Annotated in this window: 22 protein-coding genes; 8 read left to right on the top strand and 14 right to left on the bottom strand. The window is 72.6% G+C overall.

Annotation, left to right across the window (positions count from 1 at the left end; genetic code table 11):
* Window positions 1-8: 8 nt before the first annotated feature.
* From rocD to ACQZOG_RS12475, 3 genes are all read right to left on the bottom strand, one after another.
* Window positions 9-1235 (bottom strand): ornithine--oxo-acid transaminase, encoded by a 1227-nt coding sequence (rocD, locus tag ACQZOG_RS12465; protein ID WP_033277185.1) that lies wholly within the window; start codon window positions 1233-1235, stop codon window positions 9-11.
* Entirely contained in the window at window positions 1232-2044 is an 813-nt protein-coding gene (gene ddaH / locus ACQZOG_RS12470; RefSeq protein ID WP_033277186.1) for a dimethylargininase, read from the bottom strand. Before ddaH ends, rocD begins: the two co-directional genes overlap by 4 nt.
* A gap of 123 nt (window positions 2045-2167) precedes the next feature.
* Window positions 2168-2671, bottom strand: a complete 504-nt coding sequence (locus ACQZOG_RS12475; protein WP_024884926.1) for an Lrp/AsnC family transcriptional regulator — start codon at window positions 2669-2671, stop codon at window positions 2168-2170.
* Between the two features lie 134 nt (window positions 2672-2805).
* Here ACQZOG_RS12475 and ACQZOG_RS12480 point away from each other — a divergent pair, with 134 nt between their 5' ends.
* The 4 genes from ACQZOG_RS12480 to ACQZOG_RS12495 are packed head-to-tail and all read left to right on the top strand — an operon-like array spanning window position 2806 to window position 6887.
* Window positions 2806-3573, top strand: a complete 768-nt coding sequence (locus ACQZOG_RS12480; RefSeq protein ID WP_033277187.1) for a LytR/AlgR family response regulator transcription factor — start codon at window positions 2806-2808, stop codon at window positions 3571-3573.
* Between the two features lie 18 nt (window positions 3574-3591).
* Window positions 3592-3951 carry a hypothetical protein gene (locus tag ACQZOG_RS12485; protein ID WP_033277188.1) on the top strand — a complete coding sequence of 120 codons (360 nt, stop codon included), beginning with the start codon at window positions 3592-3594 and terminating at the stop codon, window positions 3949-3951.
* A 21-nt stretch (window positions 3952-3972) separates the two neighbouring features.
* The gene (locus ACQZOG_RS12490) at window positions 3973-5685 is read left to right on the top strand and encodes a cation acetate symporter (RefSeq protein ID WP_033277189.1); all 1713 of its coding nucleotides are present in this window, start codon (window positions 3973-3975) and stop codon (window positions 5683-5685) included.
* Window positions 5682-6887: a sensor histidine kinase gene (locus ACQZOG_RS12495; RefSeq protein WP_033277190.1), complete on the top strand. Its 1206-nt coding sequence runs from the start codon at window positions 5682-5684 to the stop codon at window positions 6885-6887. The genes ACQZOG_RS12490 and ACQZOG_RS12495 overlap by 4 nt, the downstream gene beginning before the upstream one ends.
* An 18-nt stretch (window positions 6888-6905) precedes the next feature.
* On the opposite strand, the gene ACQZOG_RS12500 is transcribed toward ACQZOG_RS12495, so the two are convergent.
* The 5 genes from ACQZOG_RS12500 to ACQZOG_RS12520 all read right to left on the bottom strand — a co-directional run bounded on the left by ACQZOG_RS12500 (window position 6906) and on the right by ACQZOG_RS12520 (window position 11466).
* The gene (locus ACQZOG_RS12500; protein WP_033277191.1) at window positions 6906-7082 is read right to left on the bottom strand and encodes a hypothetical protein; all 177 of its coding nucleotides are present in this window, start codon (window positions 7080-7082) and stop codon (window positions 6906-6908) included.
* A gap of 84 nt (window positions 7083-7166) precedes the next feature.
* Window positions 7167-8120 (bottom strand): cytochrome c oxidase assembly protein, encoded by a 954-nt coding sequence (locus ACQZOG_RS12505; protein WP_203551222.1) that lies wholly within the window; start codon window positions 8118-8120, stop codon window positions 7167-7169.
* 129 nt (window positions 8121-8249) lie between these two features.
* The gene (locus ACQZOG_RS12510; protein WP_033277193.1) at window positions 8250-9275 is read right to left on the bottom strand and encodes a 6-phosphofructokinase; all 1026 of its coding nucleotides are present in this window, start codon (window positions 9273-9275) and stop codon (window positions 8250-8252) included.
* 199 nt (window positions 9276-9474) lie between these two features.
* A complete protein-coding gene (locus tag ACQZOG_RS12515) occupies window positions 9475-10203 on the bottom strand; it encodes a type 1 glutamine amidotransferase (protein ID WP_033277194.1) in 729 nt (242 codons plus the stop codon).
* 24 nt (window positions 10204-10227) lie between these two features.
* Window positions 10228-11466 carry a MurT ligase domain-containing protein gene (locus ACQZOG_RS12520; RefSeq protein ID WP_430741496.1) on the bottom strand — a complete coding sequence of 413 codons (1239 nt, stop codon included), beginning with the start codon at window positions 11464-11466 and terminating at the stop codon, window positions 10228-10230.
* 147 nt (window positions 11467-11613) lie between these two features.
* On the opposite strand from ACQZOG_RS12520, the gene def reads away from it, so the two are divergent.
* A complete protein-coding gene (def, locus tag ACQZOG_RS12525; protein WP_191879692.1) occupies window positions 11614-12159 on the top strand; it encodes a peptide deformylase in 546 nt (181 codons plus the stop codon).
* Between the two features lie 13 nt (window positions 12160-12172).
* Here def and ACQZOG_RS12530 read toward each other — a convergent pair whose 3' ends face one another.
* The gene (locus ACQZOG_RS12530) at window positions 12173-12814 is read right to left on the bottom strand and encodes a TetR family transcriptional regulator (protein WP_033277197.1); all 642 of its coding nucleotides are present in this window, start codon (window positions 12812-12814) and stop codon (window positions 12173-12175) included.
* Between the two features lie 170 nt (window positions 12815-12984).
* On the opposite strand from ACQZOG_RS12530, the gene ACQZOG_RS12535 reads away from it, so the two are divergent.
* A complete protein-coding gene (locus ACQZOG_RS12535) occupies window positions 12985-14211 on the top strand; it encodes an acyl-CoA dehydrogenase family protein (protein ID WP_033277198.1) in 1227 nt (408 codons plus the stop codon).
* A 90-nt stretch (window positions 14212-14301) separates the two neighbouring features.
* On the top strand, window positions 14302-14964 hold the full coding sequence (locus tag ACQZOG_RS12540; protein ID WP_203551223.1) for a hypothetical protein: 663 nt from the start codon (window positions 14302-14304) through the stop codon (window positions 14962-14964).
* A gap of 10 nt (window positions 14965-14974) precedes the next feature.
* Here the strand turns inward: ACQZOG_RS12540 and ACQZOG_RS12545 are convergent, their stop codons facing one another.
* The 5 genes from ACQZOG_RS12545 to ACQZOG_RS12565 form a co-directional block, all read right to left on the bottom strand.
* Window positions 14975-15211 (bottom strand): DUF6213 family protein, encoded by a 237-nt coding sequence (locus ACQZOG_RS12545; RefSeq protein ID WP_026243794.1) that lies wholly within the window; start codon window positions 15209-15211, stop codon window positions 14975-14977.
* A 25-nt stretch (window positions 15212-15236) separates the two neighbouring features.
* Complete coding sequence (locus ACQZOG_RS12550; RefSeq protein WP_033277199.1) at window positions 15237-16622, bottom strand: NADP-dependent succinic semialdehyde dehydrogenase; 1386 nt, start codon at window positions 16620-16622, stop codon at window positions 15237-15239.
* A gap of 77 nt (window positions 16623-16699) precedes the next feature.
* Window positions 16700-17164: an NUDIX domain-containing protein gene (locus ACQZOG_RS12555; RefSeq protein ID WP_033277200.1), complete on the bottom strand. Its 465-nt coding sequence runs from the start codon at window positions 17162-17164 to the stop codon at window positions 16700-16702.
* Window positions 17161-18699 carry an ATP-dependent DNA ligase gene (locus ACQZOG_RS12560; protein ID WP_387785999.1) on the bottom strand — a complete coding sequence of 513 codons (1539 nt, stop codon included), beginning with the start codon at window positions 18697-18699 and terminating at the stop codon, window positions 17161-17163. The genes ACQZOG_RS12555 and ACQZOG_RS12560 overlap by 4 nt, the downstream gene beginning before the upstream one ends.
* A 50-nt stretch (window positions 18700-18749) precedes the next feature.
* Window positions 18750-19697 carry an NAD(P)/FAD-dependent oxidoreductase gene (locus ACQZOG_RS12565; protein WP_387786001.1) on the bottom strand — a complete coding sequence of 316 codons (948 nt, stop codon included), beginning with the start codon at window positions 19695-19697 and terminating at the stop codon, window positions 18750-18752.
* A gap of 78 nt (window positions 19698-19775) precedes the next feature.
* Between ACQZOG_RS12565 and ACQZOG_RS12570 the strand changes: the two genes are divergently transcribed.
* On the top strand, window positions 19776-20351 hold the full coding sequence (locus ACQZOG_RS12570) for a helix-turn-helix domain-containing protein (RefSeq protein WP_387786004.1): 576 nt from the start codon (window positions 19776-19778) through the stop codon (window positions 20349-20351).
* Window positions 20352-20412 lie beyond the last annotated feature (61 nt).

Raw genomic sequence — 20412 nt, forward strand, 5'->3', positions numbered from 1 at the left:
GCGGACGGTCAGACCTGGCGGCTGAGCACCTTCTCCAGGGTGCGCAGCGCCTCGCGCAGCTCGTCCGCGGTGACGGTCAGCGGCGGCGCAAGCCGGACGGTCGAGCCGTGCGTGTCCTTCACGAGGATGCCCTCGCGCATCAGACGCTCGCTGACCTCCCGCCCGGTGCCGAGCGCCGGGTCGACGTCGACGCCCGCCCACAGGCCGCGGCTGCGGAACCCGGTGACGCCCTTGCCGACCAGCGCCTCCAGGCCCTCCCGCAGCACCACGCCCAGTTCGGCCGCGCGCCGCTGGAACTCGCCCGTCTCCAGCAGCTCCACCACGGCCGTGCCCACGGCGGCCGCCAGCGGGTTCCCGCCGAACGTCGACCCGTGTTCACCCGGGTGGAGCACCTGGAGCACCTCGCGCCGGGCCGCCACCGCCGACACCGGGACGATCCCGCCGCCCAGCGCCTTGCCGAGCAGCACCACGTCCGGCACCACCGACTCGTGCTCCACAGCCAGGGTGCGCCCGGTGCGGCCGAGCCCCGACTGGATCTCGTCCGCGACGAACAGGCACCCGGCGCGCCGGGTCAGCTCCCGCACCCCGGCCAGATAACCGTCGTCCGGGATCACCACGCCCGCCTCGCCCTGGATCGGCTCGATCAGCACCGCCGCCGTCGTCTCGTCGACCGCCTCCTCCAGAGCCGCGAGGTCGTTGTACGGCACCACCCGGAACCCCGGCGTGAAGGGGCCGAACCCGGCGCGGGCCGTATCGTCCGTGGAGAAGCTGACGATCGTCGTCGTCCGGCCGTGGAAGTTGTCCGCCGCCACCACGATCGTCGCGCGGTCCGCGGGGACGCCCTTCACGTCGTAGGCCCACTTGCGGGCCACCTTGATGCCGCTCTCCACCGCCTCCGCGCCGGTGTTCATGGGCAGCACCATGTCCAGGCCGGTCAGCGCGGCCAGCCGCTCCGCGAACTCGGCCAGCCGGTCGTTGTGGAAGGCGCGCGAGGTCAGGGTGAGCCGGTCCAGCTGGCGGTGCGCCGCCTCGATCAGCGCGGGGTGCCGGTGGCCGAAGTTGAGCGCCGAGTAGCCGGCCAGCATGTCCAGGTACTTCCGGCCCTCCACGTCCTCCACCCAGGCGCCCTCCGCGCGGGCGACGACCACGGGCAGCGGATGGTAGTTGTGCGCGAGGACCGGCTCCTCCGCCGCGATCAGCTCGGCGGACGAACGCGTACGGGGGGCAGAGGTCATGAGCGGATCTCCTGAGTGCAGCACTTGATGCCCCCGCCGGCCTTGCGGAACTCGGACAGGTCGACGGGGACGGGGACGTAACCGCGGTCGGCGAGCCGGTCGGCGAGGGCCGTCGCCTCCGGCGGGATGAACACGTGACGGCCGTCCGAGACGGAGTTCAGGCCGAACGCCATGGCGTCCTCCCGGGTGGCGAGGACCGCGTCCGGGTACAGCCGCTCCAGCACCTCACGGCTGCCCGGCGAGAACGCCTCCGGGTAGTACGCGACGTTCTCCTCGTCCAGCACGAACAGCGCCGTGTCCAGGTGGTAGAAGTACGGGTCCACCAGGGTCAGGCCGATCACCGGCACCCCGAAGAACTCCTGCGCCTCCCGGTGCGCCTCCGGCGTGGTGCGGAAGCCGGTCCCGGCGAGGATCCAGCGACCGGCCGGCACCAGGTCGCCCTCGCCCTCGCACACCGACTCCGGGTGCTGGACGTCGAACCCGTGCGCCTTGAACCAGGCCGCGTACGGCACCGACTCCGGGCGCCGCTCCGGAGCGTGGAACTGCGAGCCGAACACGCGCCCGTCCACGACGACCGCCGCGTTCGCGGCGAACACCATGTCGGGCAGACCGGGCAGCGGTTTCACGGTCTCCACGGTATGGCCGTGGCGGCGGTAGGCGTCGACCAGCGACAGCCACTGCCGCCGGGCGAGTGAGACGTCGACGGGACGGTCCGGACGCATCCAGGGATTGATCGCGTACCGCACGGCGAAGAATCTGGGTTCGCAGACGAGAAAGCGCCGTGGGCGCGCCACACGTGATTCGGGCACGAAGGGGTTCCTCCGCTTCACACGGTGTCGACTAGGGGTGACTCCACGGTAGGAACGCCGCCCGGCGGGCGACAAGCGACGGATCCTGCGTGTCCACGCAGGATCGCTGCGTCTTTCCCGGCGTCAGCGCACGTCCGGTGCGTCGTCCGGGGCGGGCTGCGTCACTCCCGCCTCAGGACTGTCGGGCAGCAGGTGCGACAGCACCATCACGCTGATTGTCTTCCGGATGAACGGCTCCTGGCGGATCCGCTCCAGCACCTCCTCGAAGTGCTCCACGTCCCGCGCCCGCACGTGCAGCAGCGCGTCCGCGCCGCCGGTCACCGTCATCGCCGCCGCGATCTCCGGATGGTTGCGCACCACCTCCGCCAGCCGCCGGGGCGGCGCCGCGCCCTCGCAGTACACCTCCACGTACGCCTCGGTGCGCCAGCCCAGCGCGGACGGCCGCACGGTCGCGGTGAACCCGGTGATCACCCCGGTCTCCCGCAGCCGGTCCACCCGGCGCTTGACCGCCGTCGCCGACAGCCCGACGGAGGCGCCGATCTCCGCGAAGGACGTCCTGGCGTTCGCCATCAGAGCGGTGACGATCTTCCGGTCGAGTTCGTCGAACGGCGTGGGCCTGCTGTTCATGCGGGCACTGTATCCACGGCGGCCCCACGGCCACCCCGGGTGCGTCCTGACCGGCGGACCGGTGCCGAACCGGGTGAACCGCCCTTGTCCGGCACGTAGTCCGGAGCCGGAGATCCCCCCTACACTCCACCTTCATGCTGCGCGCCCTCGCCGTCGACGACGAACGCCCCTCGCTGGAGGAGCTGCTGTACCTGCTGAACGCCGACCCGCGCGTCGGGAGCGCGGAAGGCGCCGGCGACGCCACCGAGGCCCTGCGCCGCATCAACCGCGCCCTGGAGTCGGGACCCGACGGGCCCGACGCCATCGACGTGGTCTTCCTCGACATCCAGATGCCCGGCCTCGACGGACTCGACCTCGCCCGGCTGCTCACCGGCTTCGCCCGGCCTCCGCTCGTCGTGTTCGTCACCGCCCACGAGGACTTCGCCGTCCAGGCGTTCGACCTCAAGGCCGTCGACTACGTGCTGAAACCCGTCCGCAAGGAACGCCTCGCCGAGGCCGTACGGCGGGCCGCCGCCCAGCGCGGGACCACCCCGGAGCCCGCCCCGCGCATCCCCGTGCACGAGCCCGACCCCGACCACATAGCCGTCGAGCTGGGCGGCGTCACCCGGTTCGTCGCCGTCGACGACATCACCCACGTCGAGGCCCAGGGCGACTACGCCCGCCTGCACACCGACCGCGGCAGCCACCTCGTGCGCATCCCGCTGTCCACCCTGGAGGAGCGCTGGCGCTCCCGCGGCTTCGTCCGCATCCACCGCCGTCACCTGGTGGCCCTGCGCCACATCGGCGAGCTGCGCCTCGACGCGGGCACCGTCAGCGTCCTGATCGGCTCCGAGGAACTCCAGGTCAGCAGGCGCCACGCCCGCGAACTGCGGGACCTGCTGATGCGCCGGACCACCGGTTAGGCGGGGGGAGGACCGCACATGCCCCAGGAACCCGCGGAGCGCCGCGTGGTCGTCACCGGCCCGCCCCGCCGCGCGCGCCGCACCTCCGGCTACTACCGCCCGCGCACCGAGATCGACGAGCAGACCACCCTCGGCCACACCTACGTGCGCTCCCTGATGCGCATCCAGCTGCGCACCGGACTCACCGTGTTCGCCGTCCTCGCCCTGCTCATCGGCCCGCTGCCGCTGGTCTTCGCCGCCGCCCCGGACGCCCGCCGGCTGGAGTGGGCGGTCCTCGGCTTCGGGCTCTACCCCCCGCTGGTCCTGCTCGCCCGCTGGTACGTCCGCCGCGCCGAACGCAACGAACGCGACTTCGTGCGGCTCGTCGAGGACCGCTGAGACCCCGGGAACCGCACCGCCGTGAACTCCGCCTACGCCGTCACCGCCGTCGCGCTCGTCGCCGTCGCGACCGTCCTCGTCGGCGCCTTCGGCCTGCGCATATCCCGCACCACCTCCGACTTCTACGTCGCCTCCCGCACCGTCGGACCCCGCCTCAACGCGGCCGCCATCAGCGGCGAGTACCTCTCCGCCGCCTCCTTCCTCGGCATCGCGGGACTCGTCCTCGTCCAGGGCCCGGACATGCTCTGGTACCCGGTCGGCTACACCGCCGGCTATCTGGTGCTGCTGCTCTTCGTCGCCGCGCCGCTGCGCCGCTCCGGCGCCTACACGCTGCCCGACTTCGCCGAGGCCCGGCTCTCCTCGCACGTGGTACGACGGCTCGCCGGCACCCTCGTCGTCGGCGTCGGCTGGCTCTACCTGCTGCCCCAGCTCCAGGGCGCCGGACTCACCCTCACCGTGCTCACCGGCGCGCCCGACTGGCTCGGCGCGGTGATCGTCGCCGTCGTCGTCACGGTGATAGTGGCCGCCGGCGGCATGCGCTCCATCACCTTCGTCCAGGCGTTCCAGTACTGGCTCAAGCTCACCGCCCTGCTGGTGCCCGCCCTCTTCCTGGTGATCGCCTGGCAGAGCGACGGCGCGCCCAGCCACGCCTTCGACGAGCCCGCCGAGTTCCGCGAACAGCGCGTCGTACGCGTCGACGACACCGTCGACCTGCGCCTGACCGCACCGCTCACCGTCACCGTGGACGGCGCCGTCGACGGCAGGGAACACGCGGACGCGGAGGTCAGCCTCCCCGCCGGCACGCACCGCATCGACGGCGGCACCCGCCTCACCTTCGCCGAGGGCGCCGAGGTCCCCGCCGCCGGGCAGGGCGCCGACGACGCCCTGTCGCCCTCCCGCGCCGAGAGCCGTGCGGAACGCCCGCTGTACGCCACGTACGGGCTGATCCTCGCCACCTTCTTCGGCACCATGGGCCTGCCGCACGTGGTGGTGCGCTTCTACACCAGTCCGCACGGCGTGGCCGCCCGCCGCACCACCGTCGCCGTCCTCGGCCTGATCGGCGCCTTCTACCTGCTGCCCCCCGTCTACGGCGCCCTCGGCCGCCTCTACGCCCCCGACCTCACCCTCACCGGGGACGCGGACGCCGCCGTGCTGCTGCTGCCCGGACGGATGATCGGCGGCACCGGGGGCGACCTGCTGGGGGCGCTGGTCGCCGGGGGAGCGTTCGCCGCGTTCCTGTCCACCGCGTCCGGACTCACCATGGCCGTCGCCGGGGTGCTCACCCAGGACGTGCTGCCCTCCCGCGGCGTGCGCCACTTCCGCCTCGGCACCGTGCTCGCCATGGCCGTCCCGCTGGCGGCGAGCATCCTGGTCGGCGGGCTGCCGGTGGCCGACGCCGTGGGCCTCGCCTTCGCCGTGTCCGCGTCCTCGTTCTGCCCGCTGCTGGTCCTGGGCATCTGGTGGCGGCGGCTCACCCCGCCAGGGGCGGCCGCCGGGATGCTCGTCGGCGGCGGCTCCGCGTTCCTCGCCGTGGCCGCCACCATGGCCGGCTATCCGGGGGCCGGGCCGTGGCACGCCCTGCTCGCCTGGCCCGCCCTCTGGTCGGTGCCCCTCGGCTTCCTCACCATGGTGCTGGTCTCCCTCGCCACACCCGGCCGGGTACCGCCCGGAACGGCCGCGGTCCTGGCCCGCTTCCACCTGCCGGAAGAGCTGCGTACGGAGGTGTCCGCATGAGCGGTTTCCTCGCCGGACTGCTCGTCGCCGTGCTGCCCCTGCTGGCCGCCGGCTTCTGGCTGGGCCGGCGCACGGCACGGCCCGCGAGCCTCGCCGGACTGGGCACCCCCGTCGAGCACGCCACCTTCGAGACCCTGCACACCGCCTCGCTGGCCACGCCCCCGCTGCGGGCCGGGCTCACCGAGGAGACCGCCCGCAAGTCGGCCCGCAAGCTGCGCTCCCTCCTCGGCACGGACGCCCTGTGCCTCACCGACCGCGAGCAGGTCCTCGTCTGGGACGGCGTCGGCGCCCACCACCGCACCGAGATCATGGAACGCCTCACCGGACCCCTGGACACCGGCCGCGGCGAGGCCTTCCCGCTGACCTGCGACACCCCCGACTGCGCGGTCCGCTGGGCGGTGGTCGCCCCGCTCACCGTCGACGACCGGGTGCACGGCGCGCTGGTCGCCTGCGCGCCCCGCGAGTCGGCGGTGCTGGTCAGGGCCGCGGGGGAGGTGGCCCGCTGGGTCTCCGTGCAGCTGGAACTGGCCGACCTGGACCAGTCCCGCACCCGGCTGATCGAGGCCGAGATCCGCGCCCTGCGCGCGCAGATCTCCCCGCACTTCATCTTCAACTCGCTCGCGGTGATCGCGTCCTTCGTGCGCACCGACCCCGAGCGCGCCCGTGAGCTGCTGCTGGAGTTCGCCGACTTCACCCGGTACTCGTTCCGCCGGCACGGCGACTTCACCACCCTCGCCGACGAGCTGCACGCCATCGACCACTACCTGGCGCTGGTGCGGGCGCGCTTCGGCGACCGGCTCTCCGTCACCCTCCAGATCGCCCCCGAGGTGCTGCCCGTCGCGCTGCCCTTCCTGTGCCTCCAACCGCTGGTGGAGAACGCCGTGAAGCACGGCCTGGAGGGCAAGGCCGACAAGTGCCACATCCAGATCACCGCGCAGGACGCGGGCGCCGAGGCGCTCGTCGTCATCGAGGACGACGGCGCCGGCATGGACCCCGGCCTGCTGCGCCGCATCCTCGCCCGCGAGGTCAGCCCCACCGGCGGCATCGGCCTGTCCAACGTCGACGACCGGCTCCGCCAGGTCTACGGCGACGACCACGGGCTGGTCATCGAGACGGCCGCGGGCGCGGGCATGAAGATCACCGTCCGGCTGCCGAAGTACCAGCCGGGCGTCCACCTGGCGGGGCGGCTCACCCCGCGGTGAGCCGCCCCGGCCCGCCGGTCAGCCTGTGCTGGTCGCGACCATCCCGAGCGTGAGCAGCCCCAGGACGACCCAGATGAACCACAGCCAGCCGTTGCTGCCGAGCGCCACCGTGTAGGCCGTCACGGCGACCAGGCCGCCGACGGTGAGCACGCCCATGGTCTTCGTCGAGGTGGAACCGTTCGTGATACCGGGCATCGCGACACCCTCCTCAGGTCCGTTCCCTCCATGGTGCCCCGGTTTCGGGAAAGCAGGGCGGTACGGGACGGAACCCGGGGCGCGCTAGCTGCCGCGCGCGTTCAGGGAGGCCAGGTAGGCGTTGTACGCCTCCAGCTCCTTGTCGCCGTCCCGGTCGGCGGCGCGGTCCTTGCGGCGGGCCTGCCGCTGGTCCGAGGCGTACCACTGGAACAGCAGCGCGATCAGCACCAGCACCGACGGGACCTCGCTGAACGCCCAGGCGATGCCGCCGGCCGCGTTCTGGTCGGACAGGGGGTCGACGCCCAGGGACGCGGGCGGGTTCAGGAAGGTGTCGACCATGGGCGTGGAGGCCATCATCAGCGCGATGCCGAAGAACGCGTGGAACGGCATGCCCGCGAACAGCTCCAGCATCCGCATCAGGTGACCCGGCCGGTGCGGACCCGGGTCCACCCCCATGATCGGCCAGAAGAACACCAGGCCCACGGCGAGGAAGTGCACCATCATCGCCGCGTGCCCGACCGCCGACCCCATCAGGAAGTCGAACAGCGGGGTGAAGTACAGGGCGTACAGGCTCGCGATGAACATCGGGATGGTGAACAGCGGGTGCGTCACGACCCGCATGTAGCGGCTGTGCAGCAGCATCAGCAGCAGCTCACGCGGCCCCTTGGTGCCGCGCACGGACGCCGGGGGCAGCGCCCGCAGCGCCAGGGTGATCGGGGCGCCGAGCAGGATCAGGATCGGCGACACCATGCTGATGACCATGTGCTGCACCATGTGCACGCTGAACATCACCATGCCGTAGTCGTTCAGCGCGGTGCACATCACCAGCCCGATGCTCAGCACACCGGCGACGAACGCGACCGTCCGCCCCACCGGCCACGTGTCACCGCGCCGGACCAGCCGGACCACGCCCCAGCCGTACAGCGCGAGCGCCAGCAGACAGGCGACGAGGAAGAACGGGTCCGCCGACCAGGCGAGCCCTCGGCCCAGCGTGAACGGCGGCAGATCCATGGTCATGCCGTGCCCGCTGTGATCCATCCGCCGGCTCCATTTTCGTCCAGGTTGTACGCAATCGGTCCGCACCAGACTAGAACCGCCCCCGGCGACGTCCGTCACCGGGGGCGGTCCTGTGAAGCCGGTCTCAGAGGACGGGCGGCGGCGGGGAGGTCAGAGCACGCACTCCGCCTCGGCGTACCGGTCCTCGGGCACCGTCTTCAGCGTCTCGACGGCCTCCGCCAGCGACACCATCACGATGTCGGTGCCGCGCAGCGCCGTCATCTGCCCGAAGTCGCCGCGGTGCACGGCCTCCACCGCGTGCCAGCCGAACCGGGTGGCCAGCACCCGGTCGTACGCGGTGGGCGTGCCGCCGCGCTGCACATGGCCGAGGATCACCGGGCGGGCCTCCTTGCCGAGCCGCTCCTCCAGCTCCAGGGAGAGCTGCCGGGCGATGCCGGCGAACCGCTCGTGGCCGTAGACGTCCTTGCCGCCCTCGTCGAAGTCCATGGTGCCGGCCTTCGGCTTGGCGCCCTCCGCCGCGACGACGATGGCGAACCGCTTCCCGGCCGAGAACCGCTCGCCGACCTTCGCGGTCAGCTCGTCGATGTCGAAGGGCCGCTCGGGCACCACGATGGCGTGCGCGCCGGCCGCCATGCCGGAGTGCAGCGCGATCCAGCCGGTGTGGCGGCCCATGACCTCCACGATCAGCACGCGCTGGTGCGACTCGGCGGTGGTCTTCAGCCGGTCCAGCGCCTCGGTGGCCACGCCGACGGCCGTGTCGAACCCGAAGGTGACGTCCGTGACGGCGATGTCGTTGTCGATGGTCTTCGGCACGCCGACTATCGGCAGACCGTTGTCGGACAGCAGCCGGGCCGCCTTGAGGGTGCCCTCACCGCCGATGGGGATGATCGCGTCGAGACCGAGCTCCTCGACATGGCCCCGGGCCCGCTCCACACCGTCCCGCAGATGCTCGGGACGCACCCGGGAGGAGCCGAGGATGGTGCCGCCGCGGGCGAGGATGCCGCCCACCGCGTCGAGGTCGAGCTTGAGGTAGTCGCACTCCAGGAGGCCCTTCCACCCGTCGCGGAAGCCGATGACCTCGTCGCCGTGGTCGACGACGGCACGGTGCACGACGGACCGGATGACGGCGTTCAGGCCGGGGCAGTCGCCGCCGGACGTGAGGACACCAATGCGCATAGCCCGAAACAACCTTCTCGAAGTGGGCCGGGACCGGACCGCGCTGTCCGGCTCGATCCCCGCCACCCTAGCCGTTTCGGGGGGAGGTGCCGCATCCCGCGTCCGCCTGCTGGACGACGCCGCTCACCTGTGCGGAGGAGGCGTCAGACGGGCCGTCCCGGGCCCCTCCGACGCCTCCTCCGCGGTGCTGTTCCAGCGCCTACGCGGGCTGCTGGGCGGCGGCGATGCGCTCGTTGCGCAGGGCCTCGTACCAGCGGTCGTCGGTCGGCGGCAGCGCGTTGACGTCCAGCGCCAGCTTCAGCAGCAGGTCCGCGATCTGCGGGTTGCGCGCCAGCACCGGACCGTGCATGTACGTGCCGAACACGGTGTCGTTGTACGCGCCCTCGGTGCCGTCCCCGGTGCCGTTGCCGTTGCCGAAGCGCACCTGCGCGAACGGGCGGGCGGAGGGGCCCAGGTGGGTGATGCCCTGGTGGTTCTCGAACCCGGTCAGCGGGGGGAGGCCCAGCTGCGGGTTGATGTCCGCGAGGACGTCGCCCACGCAGCGCGCGCCCTCGCCGCGCACCGACACCACGTCGAGCAGGCCGAGGCCGGGCTCACGCTGACCGAGGTCGTTGATGAACTCGTGGCCGAGGATCTGGTAGCCGGCGCAGACCGAGAAGACGATCGCGCCGTTCTCCACGGCCCGGTGCAGCCCGCCGTCGCGGCGCAGCCGCTCGGCGGCCAGCCGCTGCGGGCGGTCCTCGCCGCCGCCGATCAGGTAGATGTCGCCGGAGGTCGGGATCGGCTGGTCGCTGCGCACGTCGAGCCGCGCCACGTCCAGGCCGCGCTGCCGCGCCCGGCGCTCGACGACGAGGACGTTGCCCTGGTCGCCGTAGGTGCTGAGCAGGTCCGGGTAGATCCAGACGACCCGCAGCTGGTTGTCGCTCACTTCAAGTCCCCTGAGGTGTCGTGGTCAGTTGCCGACGCGGCGGCGCAGGTCCTGGAACGCGGTGTAGTTGGCGATGACCTCGATCCGGCCCGGCGGCGACATCTGGACCGCCTGGTCGAGGTTCTCGCACACCTGGAACTGCTGGTTGGCGACCTCGAGGCGTACCGCCAGGTCCAGCTTCCGGTCGCCGATGACGCAGATCGGGTGGCCGGTGAGCCGGGTGTAGTCGACGTCCCACAGCCAGGAGGTGTCGGTGCCGTCGGCGGAGCGCGCGTTCACCGACAGGATCACCGGGGTCGGCGGCGGGTCGATCAGCGAGAACGTCTCCAGCCAGCCCGCGGGGTTCTTCGCGAGCAGCAGCCGCAGGTCACGGCCCTGGAACTGGACGACGTCGTAGCGGCCGGCGACGGCCTGCACCTGGTACATGCGCTCCAGGGCCACCTGCGGCGGCACCCCGAAGACGGCGGCGACGGCCGCGGAGGACGCGGCGTTGGCCTTGTTGGCGCGGCCCGGCAGCTGGAGGTGGATCGGCCAGGCGGAGCCGTGCGGGTCGAGCACGTGGTCGCCGGAGAGCGCCCAGCTCGGGGTGGGGCGGCGGAAGCCGCACTCGCCGCAGAACCAGTCGTCGCCGGGGCGCTGCATCACGCCGCCGCACGACGGGCAGGACCAGGCGTCGTCCTTCCACATCTGGCCGGCGGCCACCCAGAACACGTTGGGGGAGGACGACGCGGCCCACACCACCAGCGGATCGTCGGCGTTGGCCACGATCACGGCCTTGGAGCCGGCCAGGCCCTCGCGCCAGGCCTCCGCGAGCATGCGGGTCTCCGCGGCGCGGTCGAGCTGGTCGCGGGAGAGGTTGAGCAGGGCGATGCACTTGGGCTCGGTGGCCTGTGCGACGCCGACCAGGTACTTCTCGTCGACCTCGATCACGCCGTAGCGGGCGTCCTCGCCGGCCGCGAGGGCCGAGGTGATGCCGGCCGGCATGTTGGCGCCGAGGGCGTTGGAGACGACCGGGCCGGCCGCCTTGAGCGCCTCGGCGATGAGCCGGGTGGTGGTGGTCTTGCCGTTGGTCGCCGAGACGAGGGTCACGTCCAGGTGCGCGGCGAGCCGGTGGAGAAGGTCGGGGTCGAGTTTCAGGGCCACCCGGCCGCCGATCACCGAACCGCTGCCGCGCCCTGCGGCGCGGGATGCCGCCGCGACCGCCTTGCCCGCGGTCACGGCCAGCTTGGCCCGCGGCGTGAGCGGGTCCGAGTTGCCTGCCATCAGTTCTCGATCCTCCTTGCGTACGCGCCGCGTCTGTGCCTGACGGCCACGTGGTGTGGGCTCAGCCTATCGAGATCCATTCGCCCTCCAGTACCGCGGCTCCGTCGTGGGACGGGGCGGGGATGCCAGGACCGTACCCTTGCGGCCATGCGACACGGCTCTCTGCCCGGCGTCCACGGACGCGTACGGCCCCTCACCCTGCTCTCGGACCCCGTCCTGCACACGCCGTGCGGGGAGGTCACCGACTTCGGTCCGGAACTGGCGGATCTGGTGGAGGACTTGTTCGCGACCATGTACGCGGCCGAGGGAGTGGGCCTGGCCGCGAACCAGATCGGCGTGCCGCTGCGGGTGTTCGTCTTCGACTGCCCCGACGACGAGGACGTACGGCACCTCGGGCACGTGGTGAACCCGCGGCCGGTGGTGACGGACGGGGTGGTGGTGCGCGGACCCGAGGGCTGTCTGTCGCTGCCCGGCCTGGAGGCGGGGACGGAGCGGTACGACCACGCGGTGGTCGAGGGCTTCACGGTGACCGGGGAGCCGGTCACCGTGCACGGCACCGGGTTCTTCGCCCGCTGCCTCCAGCACGAGAGCGACCACCTGGACGGCACGGTCTACGCCGACCGCCTCGACGGCCGCCGGCACCGCAAGCTGATGCGCCAGGTCGCGCGCGCCTCCTGGCACCGCCCTGCCTGAGCCAGGTGGCGGGTCAGAAGCCAGGGCCGCCCACCTTGTCGCCGGCCGCGGCCAGCCGGCCCCACAGCAGGTCGGCCAGGCTGCGGACCAACTCGGCGCGGTCACAGGGGCGTTCGCCGAGCCACCAGTCGCCGGCGGCGTGCATCATGCCGACGATGCCGTGGCCCCACACGCGCGCCAGCCGGTGGCTGCCGGGGCCGAGGTCGAGGCGGTCCTCGATCACCTGGGCCAGTTCCTCGCCCATCCGGCGCAGCAGCGGCGCCGAGTGCTTGCCCACGTCGAAGCCCTGCTCGCTCGGCGCGCCCTCCGCCGGGTGCATCAGGAAGCGGTAGACCTGGGGCCGCGCCTCGATCGCCGCCAGGTAGGTGTCCAGCGTGGCCTCGACCCGCTCCCGCCGTTCCGCGGGCGCGTCCAGCGCGGCCCGCAGCGAGTCCAGCAGGGCGTCGGTGTGGCGCTTGGCGAGGGCGGCGTAGAGTCCTCCCTTGTCGCCGAAGTGCCGGTAGAGGATGGGCTTGGTGATGCCGGCCTCGGCGGCGATGGCGTTCATCGAGGCCCCGGGACCGTCGCGCAGCACCACTCGGTCGGCGGCCTCCAGCAGCTCGCGCCGGCGTCGGTCGGCGGACCGCTGCTGCTCGGTCCGCTGTGTGGTGTCCATGAGCTCTCCCCACCCGTGCTGAATCGGTGACGCCTGCGCAAACTAACACTGATCACGGTCCCGACATCGAACGGGATGCCGGGCTGCCTGGGGAGTTGACTTTTCCTACTTGCCGGTAACAGACTGGGGTTACCGCAAGTAACATGCACGTGCGCCGCGCTGGAGGGGTCATGGCCGAGTTCACCATGGAGCTCAACGACGAGCAGAAGGAGGTGCGGGACTGGCTGCACGGCTTCGCCGCCGACGTCATCCGCCCCGCCGCCGCCGAATGGGACGAGCGTGAGGAGACTCCCTGGCCGGTGATCCAGGAGGCGGCCAAGGTCGGCATCTACTCCCTGGACTTCTACGCCCAGCAGTACTTCGACGCAACCGGTCTCGGCATCCCCATGGCGATGGAGGAGCTGTTCTGGGGCGACGCGGGCATCGCCCTGTCGATCGTCGGCACCGGCCTCGCCGCCGTCGGCGTCCTCGCCAACGGCACCGAGGAGCAGATCGGCACCTGGATCCCCCAGATGTACGGCGACGTGAACGACGTGAAGGTCGCGGCGTTCTGCTCCTCCGAGCCCGACGCCGGCTCCGACGTGGCGTCGATGCGCACCCGCGCGGTGTACGACGAGGCCAAGGACGAGTGGGTCCTCAACGGCACCAAGACCTGGGCGACCAACGGCGGCATCGCCAACGTCCACGTGGTGGTCGCGGTCGTCGACCCCGAGCTCGGCTCCAAGGGCCACGCGTCCTTCATCATCCCGCCGAACACCCCCGGTCTGTCCCAGGGCCAGAAGTTCCAGAAGCACGGCATCCGCGCCTCGCACACCGCCGAGGTCGTCCTCGAGGACGTGCGCGTCCCCGGTTCCTGCCTGCTCGGCGGCAAGGAGAAGCTCGACGAGCGTCTCGCCCGCGCCCGTGAGAAGGCCAAGAAGGGCGGCGAGCGCGTGAAGAACGCCGCCATGGCCACCTTCGAGGCCTCCCGCCCGGCCGTCGGCGCCATGGCCGTGGGCACCGCCCGCGCCGCGTACGAGGTCGCCCTGGACTACGCCAAGACGCGTGAGCAGTTCGGCCGCCCGATCATCGACAACCAGGGCGTCGCCTTCCAGCTCGCCGACATGCGCACCCAGATCGACGCCGCCCGCCTGCTGGTGTGGCGCGCCTCCTGGATGGGGGTCAACGGCAAGCCGTTCACGGCGGCCGAGGGCTCGATGTCGAAGCTGTTCGCCAGCGAGACCGCCAAGAAGGTCACCGCCCAGGCCATCCAGATCCTCGGCGGCAACGGCTACACCCGCGAGTACCCGGTCGAGCGGATGCACAGGGATGCCGCTATCTACACCATTTTCGAGGGCACCAGCGAGATCCAGCGCCTCGTGATCGCCCGCACCCTCTCGGGCATGCCCATCCGCTGACCCACCCGTGCGGGGGCGGTCCGGTCCGCCGGGTTGCCCCCGCACGGCGTCCGGGCCAACCTCGGGGTGACCGACGCCTCGGAGGACGCGATGACACGCACGGCCCGGGACCTGCTGCGGACGATCACCGCTGAGCTCGCCCCCGACCCACGCTCCAACCCCCTGGTGCCGCGGATCGCGGCGGGAAAGGCGGACCGCGAGGTGCTGGCGGCCCTCGCGCTGGAACAGACGCGGATCATCCCCGCGGACCGCCGCGCCTTCCTCCAGCTGGCCGTGCGGTCCACGGCCGAACCGGAGGCCGACGCGTACTTCACCGCCCTGGCCGAGGGCGAGGCGCTGGCCCAGCAGCGGCTGCCCGCCTTCGCCGCGGCCTGCGGCGTCGACGAGGACCGCGCCGCCGCGTACCTCCCACTGCCGGGCTGCCAGGCCTACCCGGCCTACGTCGCCTGGCTGGCCCTCAACGCCGCCCCGGCCGACGCCGTCCTCGCCGTCACCGCCAACTTCTCCGCCTGGGGCGGCTACTGCGCCACCATCGCCGCCGCATTGCGCACCCACTACGGCTTCGACGACGAGGCCTGCGCCTTCTTCGACTTCTTCGCCGAGCCGGCCGGGGAACCGGACCGCGCGGCGGAGCGGGCCGTCCAGGCGGCCCTGGACGCCGGCCGCCTCGACGAGCGGCGCGCCCGCGCCTACGGACACCTGTTGCAGAGTTACGAAGCGCTGTTCTGGCGCACCCTCGAACGACCGGCCTGACGGCTCGCCGTCACGGCGTGGTGCCGCTGCTGTGCGCGATGCACGCCACGTCGATGCGGTCGGCGAGCTTCGCGAGCTCGATCGTCAGCGCGGCGACCGTGTCCTCGTCGAGCCCGCCCTCGCCGGACTCGACGAGCCGGACCCACCGGCCGCCGACCGTGCGCAGCAGCTTGCTGACGTCGGCGGCCGCCACCTGAAGGGTGCCGCGGTCGTCGACGATCAGAGGCAGTGTCACTTCGCGGTTCACAGTCGGGATCGTAGCCGTGCGGGCGTCACGCGCCGTGCCAAACAGTGGTGATGTTGCAGAACTCCCGGATTCCGTGCCCGGACAGCTCACGCCCGTAACCCGACCGCTTGACCCCGCCGAAGGGGAACGCGGGATGGGACGCCGTCATGCCGTTGACGTACACGCCACCCGCCTCGAGATCCCGGACGAACCGGTCGATCTCCGCCTCGTCACGCGTCCACACGTTCGAACTCAGCCCGAACGGGGTGTCGTTGGCGATGAGTACCGCCTCGTCCAGATCGTCCGCCCGGTACAGCGTGGCGACCGGGCCGAACGCCTCCTCCCGGTGGATGCGCATCTCGCGGTCGATGCCGGCCAGCACGGTCGGCGGGTAGAACCAGCCCGGTCCGTCCGGGCGTTCGCCACCGCACAGCACCGTGGCGCCGGCCCGCACGGCGTCGTCGACCAGCTCCTCCAGGTCCGTGCGGCCCTGCTCGCTGGAGAGCGGGCCGACGTCGGTGTCCTCGTCCATCGGGTCGCCGACCTTCAGCGCCTTCATGCCGGCGACGAACCGCTCGGTGAAGGCGTCGTAGACGTCGGTGTGCACGATGAACCGCTTGGCGGCGATGCAGGACTGGCCCGCGTTCTGCACCCGGGCCGTCACCGCGACCTCGGCGGCCCGGTCCAGGTCGGCCGAGGGCATCACCACGAACGGGTCGCTGCCGCCCAGCTCCAGCACCGTCTTCTTGATCATCTCGCCGCACGTCGAGGCCACCGCCCGCCCGGCCGGCTCGCTGCCGGTGAGGGTGGCCGCCTTGATCCGCTCGTCGCGCAGCAGGTCGTCGACGGTGGCGGAGCCGATCAGCAGGGTCTGGAAACAGCCCTCGGTGAAGCCCGCCCGGTGGAACAGGTCCTCCAGGTACAGGGCGGTCTGCGGCACGTTCGACGCGTGCTTCAGCAGCCCGACGTTGCCCGCCATCAGGGCGGGGGCGGCGAACCGCACCACCTGCCACAGCGGGAAGTTCCACGGCATCACCGCGAGCACCGGGCCCAGCGGCCGGTACCGCACCAGGGCGCGGGAGGCGCCGGAGTCCTTCACGTCGGACGCGGCGGGCTCCTCGTCGGCGAGCAGCTCGGCCGCGTGGTCGGCGTACCAGTGCATCGCCTTCGCGCACTTCGCGGCCTCCGCGCGGGCCTGCGCGACCGGCTTGCCCATCTCCGTGGTGATCACCTTGCCGATGGCGTCCCGGTCCTCGTCGAGGATCTCGGCGGCGTGGTGCAGCAGACGGGACCGCTCCTCGAAGGTCGTCGTCCGGTACGTGCGGAAGGTGGCCTCCGCGAGCTGGAGCCGGCGTTCCAGCTCGTCCTCGTCCATGGGGTGGTACGTCTTGACGGTCTCGCCGTTCGCCGGATTCACCGTGGCGATGTGCATCACTGACCTCCATGGGACGGGCTGTGCTCCGACGACCTTCCCGCGCGCCGAAGGGCGCCGCAACGCGGGAGGGTCTCTCAGAGCGAGTGCTCCGTGAGGCGGTCCAGAAACGCGGCCTGTGCCGACACGATCAGCTCGCGGGCCCGCTCCAGCGGGAACCAGGCGACGCGGTCCAGCTCCGGGAACTCCCGCGTCCGCCCCGACCTGGGCGGCCACTCCATGGTGAACGTGCCGGGCACGACGGACGCCGGGTCCAGGTCGCCCTCCACGGCCCATGCCGTGACCACCTTGCCGCCCGACTGGCGGACCTCCCCGAGCGGCACCGCCTCACCCTCCGGCGGGGGCAGTCCCAGCTCCTCCTCGAACTCGCGGCGCGCCGCCTCCCAGGCGGGCTCGTCGGGGCCGTACTCGCCCTTCGGCACGGTCCACGCCCCGGCGTCCCGGCGCGCGAAGAACGGGCCGCCCATGTGGCCCAGCAGCACCTCGACGCCTTCCCCGGTGCGCCGGAACAGCAGCAGGCCCGCGCTCCGGGCCGTCGTCACGGCCGTACCTCCGGGTGGGCGGCGAGCACGGACTCGACCGTGTCCGCCTCCTCCGGCCGCTTGTCCTCGCGGTAGCGGACGACCCGGGCGAAGCGCAGGGTGACGCCGGCCGGGTAGCGGCTGGAGCGCTGCAGGCCGTCGTAGGCGATCTCCACGACGAGTTCGGGACGCACGGTCACCGTGTAGCCGCTCTCGTCGACGGCGATCTCCCGCAGCCGTCCGGTCTGCCACTCCAGCATCGCGTCGGTCATGCCCTTGAAGGTCTTGCCGAGCATCGCGAACCCGCCGTCGGCGGTGCGGGCGCCCAGGTGCAGGTTGGACAGCTTGCCGGTGCGCCGGCCGTGACCCCACTCGGCGGCCAGCACCACCAGGTCCAGCGTGTGCACGGGCTTGACCTTCAGCCAGGACGCGCCGCGCCGCCCCGCGCTGTACGCGGCCTGAAGGCCCTTCACCACGACGCCCTCGTGGCCGCGCTCGAGCGTCTCGGCGAGGAACCGTTCCGCCGCCTCCAGGTCGTCGGGGCCGCCCACCAGCGTGCGCCGTACCCGCATCGGCTCCGGCACCAGGCGCGCCAGCTCGGCGTGCCGCTCGGAGAACGGCAGGTCCAGCAGGTCCCGGCCGTCCACCGACAGTGCGTCGAAGAACACGGGGGAGACCGGTGTCTCCCGGGCGGCCGTCGCCACGTCCACCCGGGACCCGACCCGCCCGGCCGTCTCCTGGAAGGAGCGCGGGCGCCCCGTGCCGTCGAAGGAGATCACCTCGCCGTCGAGGATGAACCGCTCCACCTCCAGCCCCCGCGCCGCCTCGGTCACCTCGGGCAGCCGGTCCGTGATGTCGTCCAGGGTGCGGGTGTGCACCCGCACGGTGTCGCCGTCGCGGTGCACCTGGACGCGGATGCCGTCGAGCTTCTCCTCGACCACGCACTCACCCAGTTTCCCGACCGCCTCCGCGACCGAGGAGGCGCTGTGCGCCAGCATGGGCTGCACCGGACGCCCGACGGTCAGCCGGAACCGCTCCAGCGCCTGGGGCCCGTCCGCCAGCAGCGCCCCGGCGACCGGCTGGAGCGACCCGGCGAGCATCACCGCCCGCCGTACGTCCGCCGAGGCGGCGCCGGTCGCCTGGGCCAGTCCCTCCACCGCCACCGCGTCCAGGGCGCCCTGACGCACCTCGCCGGTCAGCAGCCCCCGCAGGAAGCGCTGCTCCGCCTCCGTGGACGCGCCGAGCAGCTCGCCGACCAGGCGTGCCCGCTCGGCCTGCGAGCCCGGCCCGGACACCTTCGCGAGCCGGGTGAGCAGCGCGTCCACCTCGCGCACGGTCAGGGACGGCTCGGCGGCGGGCGGCACCGGATCGCCCAGCACCTTCCAGCCCACCCCGATCCGCCCCTGCGGCAGCCGCCCCGCCAGGTACGGGATGACGACCGGGACGTCGTCCGGCTCGGCCTCCCGGAACAGCTCGGCGAGCAGGGCGGTCTTCCGCGACCGCGCCGAGGTGGCGGCCACCTCCTGGGACACCTGGGCCAGCCGGGACAGCAACATGCAGTCATCGTGCTACGAAGGTGTGCCTTCTACACCTCCGGATCCGGTGATCAGGCGCCGAGCGCCGCGTCCAGGTCCGTCATCCGCAGGTCGCCGACGATCGCCGTCGCCGCGCGGTAGCCGCCGCTCGCCGCGTGCACCACCTGCTCGGTGAACCCGATCGCGTTGCCCGCCGCCCACACGCCCGGCACGCTGGTCAGTCCGTTCCCGTCGACCACCGGGTACGTCCCGAACGGGGTCTCGTCCATCTCCGCGCCCAGCTGCTCCAGCAGGCCCGTCTGCGGCACCGGACGCGGCGCGGCGAACACCACCGACCGGGAGTGCACCGTTCCGTCGGCCATCCGTACGCCGGTCAGCCGGTCGTCCTCCACCACCAGGCCGGCGACCTCGCCCGGCACCACGTCCACGCCCGCCGCGGCCAGCCGGCGCAGGTCCAGGTCGGACAGCTCCTCCTCGGCGACCTGGTGCAGGAAGAACGTGACGTCCTTCGACCACCGGGACACCATCAGCGCCTGGTGGACGCCCGCAGGGCTCGACGCCAGCACCCCGAACGGCTCGTCCCGCACCTCCCAGCCGTGGCAGAACGGGCAGTGCAGCACGTCCCGCCCGAACCGCTCGGCGACCCCGGGGACGTCCGGCATCTCGTCCTTCAGCCCCGTCGCCACGACGATCCGCCGGGCGCGCACGCTGCCGCCCCGCTCCAGCGCCACCGTGAAGTCCCCGTCCCGGGCCACGTCCGTCACCCGGTCCCGGACCAGCTCCACGCCGTAGCGTGCGATCTCCTCCCGGCCGAGCGCCAGGAACTCCGCCGGCGGCATCCCGTCCCGGCTCAGATAGCCCTGCATGTGCGCCGACGGCGCGTTGCGCGGCTCGCCCGCGTCGACCACCAGCGTGCGGTGCCGGGCCCGCCCCAGCACCAGCGCGGCGGACAGCCCCGCCGCTCCACCACCCACCACGACCACGTCGTAACGGCTGTCGTCCATGTCCCGCTCGGTCATCGTGACCACCTCCACCGCCAACGGTCGCTCCGGCAGACGCGTATTGACAAACAAGTTTGCCGAACCTGCAATGTCCGCATGGTGACGGACGACGTTCTCGCGGAAGTGGGCCCCCGGCTGCGCCGGATCAGGAAGAAGCGGGAGGTGACGCTCGCGGCGCTGGCGGAGGCGACCGGCATCTCCGTGAGCACCCTGTCCCGGCTGGAGTCCGGTCAGCGCAAACCCGGCCTGGACCTGCTGCTGCCCATCGCACAGGCTCACCAGGTGTCGCTGGACGAGCTGGTCGGCGCGCCCCCGGTGGGCGACCCGCGGGTGCGGTCCCGGCCGATCGTGCACGGCGGGCGCACCCACTGGCCGCTCACCCGGCAGCCCGGCGGCCTCCAGGCGTACAAGGTGCTCGAACCGAAGCGGCGGCTGGAGCCGGAACCGCGCACGCACGAGGGCTACGAGTGGCTGTACGTCCTCTCCGGCAGACTGCGGCTGGTGCTGGGCGACCACGACGTGGTGCTGACGGCCGGCGAGGCGGCCGAGTTCGACACGCGCGTGCCCCACTGGTTCGGGTCGACGGGGGAGGGCCCGGTGGAGTTCCTCAGCCTCTTCGGGCCGCAGGGGGAGCGGATGCACGTCCGGGCGCGGCCGAAGGGCAAGGAGTGAGGCGTTCACCGCGTGGCGCGGTGGAGGGGGCTCGTTCGCCGGTGGGAGGGCGCGGGACGGT

It is taken from the genome of Streptomyces sp. P13-3-3 (genome assembly GCF_050571355.1).
Classification (GTDB): Bacteria; Actinomycetota; Actinomycetes; order Streptomycetales; family Streptomycetaceae; genus Streptomyces; species Streptomyces althioticus.